The following is a 12,377-nucleotide window of genomic DNA, read 5'->3' as shown; positions in this document are numbered from 1 at the left end:
ACCTCTCGACCAGAGGATGGGAGACGCAGAAAAACTCGGAGACGAGGAGCCGTTCGACTCGGCCGAACTGGCCGTCGACCTCGCGGCGGCCGGCGTCGACCCGACGGCTGATATCGACGACGGATACGTTCTCTCTTTGCTCGAACCCGTCGTCCAGGAGTGGTGGGTCGAGCAGTTCGGCGAGTTCGTCGCCCAGAACAGGGGATTCTTTACGCCGCCACAGAAAGAAGCCATCCCACTCATCGACGAGGGGACGAACGCACTCATCTGCTCGCCGACCGGCAGCGGCAAGACGCTATCGGCGTTTACAGGCATCATCAACGAACTGTTCGAGCGCGACCGGACCGGCGACGGGCTCGAAAACAGTGTCTATTGTCTCTACGTGTCGCCGCTGAAGTCACTGGCAAACGACATCCACCGGAATCTCGACGTTCCACTCGCGGGCATCACAGAGAAACTCGACGAACGGGGCGAGAACGTGGACATTCGCCACGCTATCAGACACGGCGATACCGACGACAGCGAGCGACAGGCGATGCTCGAAGAGACGCCGCATATCCTGAATACGACCCCGGAGACGCTCGCTATCCTGCTGAACTCGCCGAAGTTCCGCGAGAAACTCCGCACCGTGGAGTACGTCATCGTCGACGAGATTCACAGCCTCGCCGAAAACAAACGCGGGACGCACCTGTCGGTCTCGCTCGAACGACTGGAGGCACTGGCCAACGGCTCGCCGACACGAATCGGGTGTTCCGCGACGGTCGAGCCACTGGAGACGGTGGCCGAGTTCCTCGTCGGCTGTGACCACGAGCAGGCGGCCCTCAACGGAGATGGATGGACGCCACGGGAGTACGAACTGGTCGACACGCGCTTCGTCCGGGAGTTCGATATCGAACTCTCCTGTCCGACCGACGACCTCGTCAACACGCCGTCTGGCGTGGTCAACGAGCGGTTTTACACCGAACTCCACGAGCTGATACAGGACCACACGAACACGCTCGTGTTCACGAACACGCGCTCGGGCGCAGAGCGCGTCCTCCACAACCTTCGTGAGCGCTACGACGACTACGACGAGTCGAACTCCGGCTGTCACCACGGCAGTCTCTCGAAAGAGCGCCGCCAGGAAATCGAGGAGTCGCTGAAGGCGGGCACGCTCGATGTCGTGACCACCTCCACGTCGCTCGAACTCGGCATCGACATGCCACACCTCGACCTCGTCGTCCAGGTCGGCTCGCCGAAATCCGTCGCCGCGTTGCTCCAGCGGGTCGGCCGCGCGGGCCACCAGCTCGGCGAGACCGTCACCGGCCGGGTCGTCGCGCTCGACCGCGACGAACTCGTCGAGTGTGCCGTCATGCTGAAGAAAGCAGAGGAGGGTTTCGTCGACCGGGTGTTCGTCCCCGAGAACGCCCAAGACGTGGCCACACAGCAGGTCTACGGCATGGCAATCAACGGGCCGCGCCCGGAGACAGAGATACGCCGTATTTTGCAGTCAGCGTACCCGTTCCGGACCTACGACGACGAAGACTGGGAGCAACTCTGTCGGTATCTCACCGCCGACTACGAGGGAATGGAGGACAAGAACGTCTACGCGAAAATCTGGCGAGACACAAACGACCCGCCAGACGGCGAGTATCACTACGACGAGTACCCGGTCGGAGAGCCGCTCATCGGCAAACGGGGTCGGCTCGCGCGGGTCATCTACATGACTAACATCGGAACCATTCCGGACTCGTTTACCTGCGACGTGTTCACCCGGCAGGGCGAGGAGTGGGTCGGCAACCTCGACGAGGAATACCTCGACACGCTCGAATCCGGCGACGTGTTCGTCCTCGGCGGGAACCGATTCGAGTACCGCTACCGCCGCGGGTCGAAGGTGTACGTCGACCGGACGAGCGCACGGCCGACGGTGCCCTCGTGGTTCTCCGAGCGTCTGCCGCTGTCGTACGACCTCGGCAGAGAGATTCTCGCCTTCCAGCGCGACCTGCTCGACAGGCTCGCGGAGGGAGGCCGGTCGGCGGCCCGCCTGTGGCTCCGGGAGTTCCCCCTCGACGAGAACAGCGTCCAGGCAATCACGCAGATGTTCGACCAGCAGCGACGGTACGCCGGTGCCGAGAGCGTGAGCACGGACCGCCGGCTCGTCATCGAGGAGGAGATGGACCACGAGGAATACGAGCGCCGTTACTACGTCCACTCGAACTACGGCCGGCGGTTCAACGACGGCTTCTCTCGCCTGCTCGCCTACGAGTGCGCCCAGCAGGTCAACGCGAACGTGACAGTCGCCGTCGCCGACCACGGCTTTACGCTGTCGCTGCCACTGAACCGGAAAGTCGACCTCGCCGGTCTGCTGGAGAATATCGACCCCTGGGAAGCCCGGGGTACCCTTCGGTCGAGTCTGGAAGGGACCGACCTGCTCCAGCGGTATTTCCGCATCAACGCCACGCGGGCGCTGATGATTCTGAAACGGTACAAAGGCTACGAGAAATCCGCGAGCGAACAGCAGGTAAACAGCGAGATGTTGCTCGGCTTCGCCGAGGACCTCGCCGAGTTCGCGGTCATCGAGGAAACCTACCGGGAGATTCTCGAAGACAAACTCAACATAGCGGGCATCGTCGAGGTGTTGCAGGCGATTCAGGCCGGTGACGTGACCGTGGAAACGACCCGGGTCGACTCGCCGACGCCGAAAGCCTTTGGCCTGGCGACGCTGATGGCCTCAGATGTCGTTCTCGCGGAGGACGAGTCGGCCGTGCTCCAGGAGTTCCACCAGCGCGTCGTCGCCGAAATAGACGGCGAAGCCGAAGACGGCGTTTCCTGAACGCCAGCCGCGCCAAATCGCCGGTTCCCTCCGCCGAGATTGTATCGTAACCTGTCACCGACCGCGCCGTTCCGGAGCCGATAGTCGAAGGTTTACTTGTTCGTGGCGTCAAACACAGGCTATGACAGAAACAGCGGGCAGGAATCGGCTGGACGACGAAGAGAGCCCCTACCTCCGCGCTCACGCCGACAACCCAGTGCACTGGCAGCCCTGGGACGACCGGGCCCTGGAGGAGGCCAGAGAACGCGACGTACCCATCTTTCTCTCGGTGGGGTACTCGGCCTGTCACTGGTGTCACGTGATGGCCGACGAGAGCTTCGACGACGAAGCCGTCGCCGACGTGCTCAACGAGAACTTCGTCCCAATCAAAGTCGACCGCGAGGAGAGACCCGACGTCGACCGCATCTACCAGACGCTCTGCCAGCAGGTCAGCGGACGAGGTGGTTGGCCGCTGTCGGTCTGGCTGACGCCCGACCAGAAGCCATTCTACGTCGGGACCTACTTCCCGCGAGAATCACGCCGTGGTACCCCCGGTTTTCTCGAACTGCTCGAAGACATCACGACCTCCTGGAACGACCCCGAGGAGCGCACCGAGATGGAAGACCGCGCAGAGCAGTGGACCGAGGCAGTCGAGGGCGAACTCGAAACCGTTCCGGACCAGCCCCACGAACCCGATGAGGATGTCGTCGAACAGGCGGCGAAGGCGGCGGTCAGAGCCGCCGACCGCGAGTACGGCGGCTGGGGGTCAGGGCCGAAGTTCCCACAGGCGGGCAGACTCCACCACCTGTTGCGAGCCCACCAGCGGACCGACCGCGACGCCTATCTCGATGTCGTCGAGGAGACGCTGGACGCGATGGCGAACGGCGGGATGTACGACCACATCGGCGGTGGGTTCCACCGGTACGCGACTGACCGCGACTGGACGGTGCCACACTTCGAGAAGATGCTGTACGACAACGCCGAACTCTCCCGAGCGTACCTGGCGGGCTATCAGGCGACGGGTAAAGAGCGGTACGCGACCGTCACACGGGAGACACTCGATTTCGTCGAGCGCGAGCTAACACACGACGACGGTGGCTTTTTCGCCACGCTCGATGCACAGAGCGAGAACGAGGACGGCGACCGCGAGGAGGGGGCGTACTACGTCTGGACCCCCGAGGAGGTCCGCGCCGCAGTCGACGACGACACAGACGCCGAACTGTTCTGTGCCCGCTACGGCGTCACCGAGCGTGGCAACTTCGAGGGGTCGACCGTCCTGACGTTCGACCGCTCGCTCGACTCGCTGGCAGACAAATACGAGATGACGGACGAGGCGGTAAAAGAGGCCCTCGACAGAGCGCGCCAGCAGGTCGCACAGCGACGTGACGAGCGGGCCCGACCGCGCCGCGACGAGAAGGTGCTGGCGAGCTGGAACGGCCTGATGATTCGGGCTTTCGGAACCACGGCACTCGTCCTCGATGAGGCATACGCCGAGCCGGCAATCGCGGCCGCGGAGTTCGTCCTCGATACCCTCTGGGACGACGATGCGAAACGGCTTACGCGCCGATATAAAGACGGCGTGACCAAGATAGACGGCTATCTCGACGACTACGCGTTTTTGGCCGCTGGCACCTTCGAGCTGTTCCAGGCGACCAGAGACCCCCGGTGGCTCTCAGTGACGATGGACCTCGCGGAAGCTATCGAACGCGAGTTCTACGACCCTGAGACCGAGACGATTTATTATACCCCCAGCGACGGCGAGTCGCTGATTACTCGGCCACAGGAGCTGACCGACCAGTCGACCCCGTCGAGTATCGGCGTCGCCACGGAACTGCTCGCCAAACTCGACCACTTCCGGACCGACAATCGGTTCGCGGACATCGCGACGGCGGTCGTCGAGACGCAAGGCAACAACGTCAAAGCGAATCCCCTGCAGCACGCCTCGCTGACGCTGGCGGCCGACACAGTGACCTCCGGGACCCTGGAGGCGACACTCGTCACCGACGACAGGCCCGAGGCGTGGCTCGACGAGTTCGAGGAGCGGTATCTCGGGTCACGAATTATCGCCTGGCGGCCAATCGACGAGGAAGAGTACGGGACGTGGCTCGACGAGCTCGGACTCGACGAGGACCCGCCAATCTGGGCCGACCGCGACGCCCGACTGGACCACAAGACCGCCTACGTCTGTCGGGCTCGGACCTGCTCGCCGCCGCGAAATCAGCTCTCGACGGCGCTGGCGTGGTCGGAGCACATGCTCTAAACTCAGTCGCCCAGTTTTACCTTGAGCTGTTCTGCCAGATAGACCGCAATCGGCGTCCCTTCGCTCTCGACGAACCGACACACCTCCTCGCCGTCGTGTTCGACCACGACCGTCGGAATCAACTCGATATCGTACTCCTCGACGCCAGGCCCTTGCTTGTCGGTGTCGAGTTCGTACTGGTGGACGCTGTCTTCGGGAACCGATGCAGCCGCCAGCGCCGCGGCGAAGTCGGGAAGCTGTGACCGGCAGTCGGGACACCAGTCGCCAGCCCAGACCTTGAAATCGAGGTCCTCGGCGTGTGCAGCGAGCACGTCGACAGTCTCCTCGTGTGCGCCTTCCGCCCAGGCCGGATTGGGTTCGAGTGTGGTGAGTGCCATAGCTGTTCTTTCAGTTCGACAGTCCTTATGCTGTCGCTTGTCGGTAACACCTTCGGGGCGGCGTCAGTACCTACCGCAGCCACCGCGTATTTAACCGTGAGTAACGGAGTACAGACTAGTGAACAAATCGATACTGGAGACGCTCGGCTCGCCACTGGTGAGCGTCGACAGCCCGGAAGAGACGACGATTGCGGCAAAAATCGAGTCACTCAATCCGGGCGGCTCGGCCAAAGCCAGACCGGCAATCGCGATGATAGAGCGTGCAGAAGAGCGCGGCGAACTGAGTCCCGGGGACACTATCGTCGAACCGACCAGCGGTAACACCGGCATCGGGCTGGCTATGGTCGCCGCAGCGAAGGGATACGACATTCGGCTCGTGATGCCCGAGTCGCGGTCGCCCGAGCGCCGGCAGCTGATGACGGCATACGGCGCAGATATCGAACTCGTGGAGGGCGACATCTCCGCGGCGCGAGAGCGTGTGGCAAAACTGGAGAGCCGTGACGGATACGTCGGCATGCACCAGTTCGAGAACCCGGCGAACCCGGAGATACACTACCAGACCACCGGCATCGAAGTACTCGAACAGGTCGACCGTCCGGTCGATGCACTCGTCGCCGGAGTCGGAACGGGTGGCACGATAACCGGCATCGGGCGGCGCATTACCGAGGCATATCCGGACGCGACTGTTGTCGGCGTCGAGCCTGTGGAAAACGCCGTGTTGTCGGGCGACGAGCCGGGTGATGACGACTTCCAGGGAATGGGTCCTGGGTTCGTGAGCGAGAACCTCGACACGGACCTACTCGACGGCGTCGAGACCGTCGGAATCGAGCGCGCAGAGGCCGAGTGTCGCAGACTCGCCAGAGAGGAGGGCATCCTCGTCGGACAGTCCTCCGGTGCGTCTCTACTCGGTGCCAAACGCGTGGCGCGCCGACTCCGCCAGGAGCGAACGAACCCCCTCGTCGTCACCGTCTTCTGGGACTCTGGCGAGCGATATATGACTACCGGTATGTTCGACGAACCCGACTGATTCTGTTTACAGTATTATACGGCGTACACAATCTGAGTGGCAATCAGACCAAACCGAGGTTGCAACGTAGAAACCTGGCTTGTTGTCGTCGCCGCATCGCCTCTGTAGCATCCAGTTCTGCCGACAGTAGGAAAACACACTTGTACAGCTCTCTCGAACTATCGAGATGATGGTCGACGATATCCCTGCGGACCGCCACTCGGCAGTCCTCCAGAGCAAGCGAAACGCGACGAAGTATCAGATTCTCGTCGAGATTGCCGAGCGTCAGCCGGCGGTCAGCCAGCAGGAAATCGCCGACACAATTGGCGTTACTTCACAGGCCGTGAGCAACTATCTGCAGGAACTCGTCGACGACGACTACGTCGACAAGCGCGGTCGGGGCCGCTACGAGGTCACAAAGGAGGGCGTCGACTGGCTCATCTCCGAGACCGACGCACTGGAGGCGTTTGCCAGTCACGTGTCTGAGGAGATAATCGGCAGGGTGGACGTGGAGACGGCCATCGCCACCGGCGCTATCGAGGAGGGCGAGCGAGTCTCGCTGACGATGCGAGACGGCTACCTCCACGCGACCCCAGGCGAGGTAGGTGACGCAACCGCGGTCGCGGTAACGGACGCCAGTGCCGACGAAGACGTTGGCCTCACCGACTTCGAGGGAGTCGTCGACTACGAACTCGGAACGGTGACGGTCGTCTCGGTCCCAACCGTCCAGAACGGCGGGAGCGGGCAGGTCGCCACAGACATCGTCGCCGAGCACGCAGACGCACACGACCTGGTGGCGACCGCCGGCATCGAAGCCGTCGCCGTGGCTCACAGGGCCGACCACTCGCCAGACATTCAGTTCGGGACCGTCGACGCCGTCCGTGAAGCGGCACAGAAGGGTCTGGATGTTCTCCTCCTCACGGTGGCCGACCGCCTCTCAGCACACACCGACACGCTCCGGGAACACAACGTCACCTACGAGGTCGTCGACGGGCAGCGCGAACGTGCCCGGTAAGACCCTAGCCGCGCCACTCGTCGAGAATCAGCTGTGTCGTGGTACTCATGACCTCTTCCATCTCGCGGGCGCGTGAAATCAGGTCGTTGAGTCCCCGTGTGTCCGTCGTATCGACGACGAGAACGATATCCTCCTCACCCGAAACCTGCCAGACGAAATCGACTTCCTCCCATTTGGCCATCTGCTCTGTCAATCCGCCGGTGTGTACGTCAACGTCGACGGTAATCTCTATCATTGCTTTGACGTTCCCCGTCCGCGTCGCCACGGTGAACCGTTCGATGACCCCAGATTCGACCATCCCCTCGACGCGGTTGCGAATCGTTCCCTCCGACGTACCGACCTGTTCGGCTATCTCCGTATACGGTGTTCGTGCGTCTCGGCGGAGGATATCCAGAATCTCGCGGTCGAGTTCGTCCATCGAGATGTGTACCTTCTGTGAGCCGGCACTTCAACGCTACGAATTTCGTAACTGAATTTCGAAAGCAACGTTTATGAACGGGTCTTTCGTACGCATCTCGTAATGACTGATGCGTTCGTCGCCATCGAGGGGGACCGCGTAATCGAAGCGCGTGCGCGTTCGCCGGGAACGACACGCGGTGAACTGGTGTTCACGACAGCGTACACGGGTTATGAGGAGAGCCTCACCGACCCGAGTTACGAGGAACAGTTGCTGACGTTCTCGTATCCGCTTATCGGGAACTACGGCGTCCGCAAAGAGCGGTTCGAATCTGACAGGGTCCATCCACGTGGCGTCCTGGCAAGAGAGATGACCGAAGACGTGGCGTCGTGGCTCCACGAAGAAGACGTTCCGGCAATCGACCACCTCGACACGCGAGATATCGTCACCGAGATTCGTGACGAGGGGGCGATGCGAGCGGGCATCGCTGCCGGGCCGGACGCGACGCGCGAAGACGCCCTCGAACAGTTAGACCAGTGTGAGCACATGTCCGACCACACGGAGATTGGCGCACAGGTCTCTGTCGACGGTCCAACCGTCCACAACGAGGCAGGTGACGGTCCCCGCGTGGCACTGGTCGACTGTGGCGCGAAGGGTTCTATCATCGACTCACTGGTCGAACGCGACGCCACCGTCTACGCGCTTCCCTACAACGCTTCTGTCGCCGACGTGGAATCTGTCGACCCGGACGTTCTCTTTATCTCGAACGGACCGGGTGACCCGGAGAACTTCGAGCAGGCCGGCGAGGTCGTCGACGCTCTGGTAGGTGACGTTCCGCTCGCCGGTATCTGTCTCGGCCAGCAGGTCGTCGCGAACGCGCTCGGTGGCCGCACCGAGAAGATGGAGTTCGGTCACCGCGGCGTCAATCAGCCGGTTCGCGACCTGCGCAGCGGACAGGTCGTGATGACGACCCAAAACCACGGCTACACGGTCGCCGACCCCGGCGATACCCTCGAAGTGACCCAGGTGAACGTCAACGACGACACGCCAGAAGGACTCGACAACGACGACCTCGACATCATCACTCGACAGTACCACCCCGAAGCAAATCCCGGCCCGCACGATTCGCTGTCGTTTTTCGACGACGTCGTCGCGATGGCAGACGACTGAGCGCGCGACGTTCCTCCCGACGATACTCTGATACGCAACAGCGCTGTGGCTGAGGAGTGTACTGACTGCTGTCGCACGTATCTGTGGCTGTCGCGTGTGAAAACGGAAAGGAAAGCAACCGTGCGTGAAAAAGCGCACGGCGCTTGCCGCCCTGAATTGGTCCCCGCTGACGCTTCGGCCCTCCAGACGAAGCGTCACTTACCTCTAACCGGGTAGAAGGTAATAAATGTAATGGACCATTCCCAGTTTCTCGCTACATGTACTCTTCTTCGAGTACCCACCCGAGCGCTCGCTTGTAGTAAGTGAACATCTGTCGAACACCTTCGTGGTTCATCTCTTCGGAATCGAGTTCTTCTGCCAGGAATTCGTACTGCTCGCGGATTTCTTCCTCGTCTCGCATATCATATGCTTGGGCTCGAACGGCCAAAGGGTTTCGTCGTCCGGGGAAAGTCGTAGATACTTTCACAGAGGGTCGTGAACGGTTCGACATGGACCGAGCACTTGCAGTCGTCGAACCGAAAGAAGCGACAAAAGACCTCGTCGCCGAGGCCGGCGAACTCGCCAACGCCGTCGGCGCAGAGCTGACGCTGTTACACGTCACGACAGAAGAGGAGTTCCAGAACCGACGCTCCTCGATAGAGAGCGTCGCAGGACTCAATGCCGGCTACAACGTCGAGAGCGCGCGGTCTGGGGCCGAACAGTTCGCGGAGAAAATCGGGAACGAGGTCCTCGACAACGTGGACTTCACCGCAATGGGCCGTATCGGTGACCCACAGGACACGATTATGAACACCGCATCCGAGGAGGACATCGACCACATCTTCATCCACGGCCAACAGCGGTCGCCGACGGGCAAGGCAGTGTTTGGCGACACCGCCCAGGCTATCATTCTCAACTTCGACGGCCCGGTGACAGTGACGACCGGCGACGAGGAGTAACGCCGCCAGAAACCTGTTACTACAGGAGAAAACGTCAACCGTTTCGATTCCTTCATACCGTCCCGCGCGAACTATTTCCCAGTGTCACGACGGGAACTATTCGGGTCGCTCTGTGCGATGGTCTTTTTCATCAACCTCGCACGGCTCATCTTCGCCCCGCTTGTCCAGCCTGCGGCCTCTGAGTTCGAGGTGACCGCGGCGTCACTGGGAGTCGTCACCAGCGCCGCGTGGCTCGGCAGCGCATCGCCGCGGCTGCCGACGGGGTACCTGCTGACGCGGTACCCTCGCCATTATATCGCTATCGCGACGGGGATGTTGCTGGTCTGTACGTCGCTGTTCACCGCCTACTCGCAGTCGGTCGTCCACCTGACAGCCGGTGCATTCCTGATGGGGCTGTCCAGCGGGATGTACTACATCTCAGTGAACCCACTCATCAGCGAACTGTTCCCAGACCGAGTCGGTACCGCACTCGGTGTCCACGGGACTGCCGCGCAGGTAGCCGCAGTGGGTGCGCCGCTTTTCGTGAGTGCAATCCTGGTCGTCGGCGACTGGCGAACCACCTTTCTCCTCATCTCCGGGCTGGCAGGCGCGTCGACGCTCGGGCTGGTCGTCGCCACGCGACGAACTGAGATGCCCGAGGCCGGGGCCGCCGACAGGAGCCTAGTTACCGCCGGGAAAGCGCAGTGGCGACTCGTTTTGACCGGTGTCGTCTTCATCGGCGTGACCGGGTTTCTCTGGAACGGACTGTTCAATCTTTACGGTGACTATCTCGATGTCGCGAAAGGCATCGACGCCGGCACGGGGCGGCTGTTGCTCTCGCTCATGTTCGCGGCCGGGATTCCGGCCTTTCTGGTTACGGGGCGACTCGCCGACCGGGTGCCGAACGTGCCGTTGATTATCGGCATCATCTCTAGCTTCTCGCTTTTCGTGTTCGTTCTCACGCTGGTCGAGGGGCTGGTCGCCGTCGCCGTGCTGAGTGTCCTCATCGGCTACGCCATCCACTCGCTGTTCCCGGCGATGGACACCTACATGCTCTCCTCACTTCCCGACGAACACAGAGGAAGCGCCTACGCGCTGTTCTCGGCGACGATGATGCTCATTCAGGCGCTTGGCTCTGGCGCGGTCGGTACCGCTGTCACCCGTGGCTTCAGCTACGACCGCACCTTCCAGACGCTCTCGGTACTTGCAGGGATAGTCGTCACCGGAATGGCACTGTGTCACCGCAGCGGCTACCTGCCGACTGGTGGCAACCCCGGAAACACACCCGACGGAACGGTCCCGGCCAGCGACGACTGACTACTCGAAGTCGTCTTCCCAGCGGAAGACGCCGTCGCGCTGGATAACCTCACCATCGACTCGCAGCTCTGTTCCTGCCGTGCGCATGTCCGTGATAAGGTCCGTGTGGACGGCGCTGTCGTTCCCGGACTCGCCGTCGGGTAGGTTCGCGTCGTAGGCTCGGCCAAGCGCCAGGTGAACCGTTCCGCCCATCTTTTCGTCGAACAGAATCTGGTCGGTTACGCGGTCGATGCCGCGGTTCATGCCGACGCCGAGTTCGCCGAGCCGTCGCGCGCCGTCGTCGGTTTCGATGATACTCTCCAGTGTCTCCTCGCCCTGGTCGGCCGACCAGTCGACCACTTCGCCGTCTTCGAAGGCGAGTCGGGCGTTCTGTAGCTGTGTCCCGCGAATTGTCATCGGCACATCGAAGCGGACCTCTCCCGCTGTTGCTGTCGGCGCGGTGAACACCTCTCCGCTGGGGAGGTTATGCGAGTCGTAGGCGACGCTCGCGGCGCTGTTGACTGCTGTGTGTCCCGCTATCGACATTGTCAGGTCGGTCTCGTCGGAGTCTTTGTAAATCTGGACCTCGCTTCCGTCGTCGAGAATCTCCTTGAGCCGAGACATCTCCTCGGCCAGCGACTCCCAGTCCCGGAGGATTGCGTCGTAGACGAAATCACGGTACTCCTCGTAGCTCATCCCCGCCTGCTGGGCCAGCGCCCGCGTCGGGTGAACGGTCGAAACCCAGTCGGTGTCCATCCGGGCCTCTCTGCTATCCTGTCGGCTCTTTCTGTAGGCCTGTCGCGTCTCCTCGCTCACGTCTGCGCTCGCGCTCGTGTTCCGCGTGCCACGCAGCGAGAGGACGCTGTCGGCCTGTTCGTACAGCACCCGTTCGAGGTCGGCACTCTCCGAGAAATCGCCGTCGTGGGCACGGAGATAGGCTCTCCCCATCTCGGAGGAGGCATAGACCGGGTGGTAGCTCGCGCCGCGCTCTCCTACCTTCTCGGCGACGGCGACCGCGAGGTCGTGAGCGCCTTCACCGACGCTGACGACGACAGTATCACCGGACTCGATACGTGCGCTCCAGTCGACGAGCGTTTCGGCGTGCTCTCTAACGCGTGAATCCATCACGCCTGTGTTCGGTCGGCGGT

The 12,377-nt window shown here is 62.2% G+C and carries 11 protein-coding genes; 7 read left to right on the top strand and 4 right to left on the bottom strand.

Going from position 1 to position 12,377, the window contains the following annotated elements; translation table 11 throughout:
* Nucleotides 1-16: 16 nt before the first annotated feature.
* Nucleotides 17-2,812, top strand: a complete 2,796-nt coding sequence (locus tag BLR34_RS09865; RefSeq protein ID WP_092702502.1) for an ATP-dependent helicase — start codon at nt 17-19, stop codon at nt 2,810-2,812.
* Nucleotides 2,813-2,933: 121 nt separating this feature from the next.
* Nucleotides 2,934-5,051, top strand: a complete 2,118-nt coding sequence (locus BLR34_RS09860; protein WP_092702500.1) for a thioredoxin domain-containing protein — start codon at nt 2,934-2,936, stop codon at nt 5,049-5,051.
* Between the two features lie 2 nt (nt 5,052-5,053).
* Here BLR34_RS09860 and BLR34_RS09855 read toward each other — a convergent pair whose 3' ends face one another.
* Nucleotides 5,054-5,428: a thioredoxin family protein gene (locus BLR34_RS09855; RefSeq protein ID WP_092702498.1), complete on the bottom strand. Its 375-nt coding sequence runs from the start codon at nt 5,426-5,428 to the stop codon at nt 5,054-5,056.
* Between the two features lie 118 nt (nt 5,429-5,546).
* Here BLR34_RS09855 and BLR34_RS09850 point away from each other — a divergent pair, with 118 nt between their 5' ends.
* Together BLR34_RS09850 and BLR34_RS09845 are read left to right on the top strand one after the other, a co-directional pair.
* Nucleotides 5,547-6,455: a PLP-dependent cysteine synthase family protein gene (locus tag BLR34_RS09850; RefSeq protein ID WP_092702496.1), complete on the top strand. Its 909-nt coding sequence runs from the start codon at nt 5,547-5,549 to the stop codon at nt 6,453-6,455.
* Nucleotides 6,456-6,624: 169 nt separating this feature from the next.
* The gene (locus BLR34_RS09845) at nt 6,625-7,449 is read left to right on the top strand and encodes a DUF7839 domain-containing protein (protein WP_092702494.1); all 825 of its coding nucleotides are present in this window, start codon (nt 6,625-6,627) and stop codon (nt 7,447-7,449) included.
* Between the two features lie 4 nt (nt 7,450-7,453).
* Here BLR34_RS09845 and BLR34_RS09840 read toward each other — a convergent pair whose 3' ends face one another.
* Nucleotides 7,454-7,867, bottom strand: coding sequence for an Lrp/AsnC family transcriptional regulator (locus BLR34_RS09840; protein ID WP_092702492.1), 414 nt, complete (start codon nt 7,865-7,867; stop codon nt 7,454-7,456).
* Between the two features lie 102 nt (nt 7,868-7,969).
* Here BLR34_RS09840 and carA point away from each other — a divergent pair, with 102 nt between their 5' ends.
* Nucleotides 7,970-9,016, top strand: a complete 1,047-nt coding sequence (carA, locus tag BLR34_RS09835; protein WP_092702490.1) for a glutamine-hydrolyzing carbamoyl-phosphate synthase small subunit — start codon at nt 7,970-7,972, stop codon at nt 9,014-9,016.
* A gap of 253 nt (nt 9,017-9,269) precedes the next feature.
* Here the strand turns inward: carA and BLR34_RS16970 are convergent, their stop codons facing one another.
* Nucleotides 9,270-9,416, bottom strand: coding sequence for a hypothetical protein (locus tag BLR34_RS16970; RefSeq protein ID WP_176765286.1), 147 nt, complete (start codon nt 9,414-9,416; stop codon nt 9,270-9,272).
* A gap of 88 nt (nt 9,417-9,504) precedes the next feature.
* Between BLR34_RS16970 and BLR34_RS09830 the strand changes: the two genes are divergently transcribed.
* Both BLR34_RS09830 and BLR34_RS09825 read left to right on the top strand, forming a co-directional pair.
* Nucleotides 9,505-9,954: a universal stress protein gene (locus tag BLR34_RS09830; RefSeq protein WP_092702488.1), complete on the top strand. Its 450-nt coding sequence runs from the start codon at nt 9,505-9,507 to the stop codon at nt 9,952-9,954.
* Between the two features lie 81 nt (nt 9,955-10,035).
* The gene (locus BLR34_RS09825; protein ID WP_092702486.1) at nt 10,036-11,250 is read left to right on the top strand and encodes an MFS transporter; all 1,215 of its coding nucleotides are present in this window, start codon (nt 10,036-10,038) and stop codon (nt 11,248-11,250) included.
* Here the strand turns inward: BLR34_RS09825 and BLR34_RS09820 are convergent, their stop codons facing one another.
* Nucleotides 11,251-12,354, bottom strand: a complete 1,104-nt coding sequence (locus BLR34_RS09820) for an aminopeptidase (protein ID WP_092702484.1) — start codon at nt 12,352-12,354, stop codon at nt 11,251-11,253. It lies immediately after the preceding gene.
* Between the last annotated feature and the right edge of the window lie 23 nt (nt 12,355-12,377).

It is taken from the genome of Halovenus aranensis (genome assembly GCF_900100385.1).
Lineage (GTDB): Archaea > Halobacteriota > Halobacteria > Halobacteriales > Haloarculaceae > Halovenus > Halovenus aranensis.
Note: the sequence above shows the minus strand (reverse complement) of the source record. Positions and strands in the feature narration are given on the sequence as shown.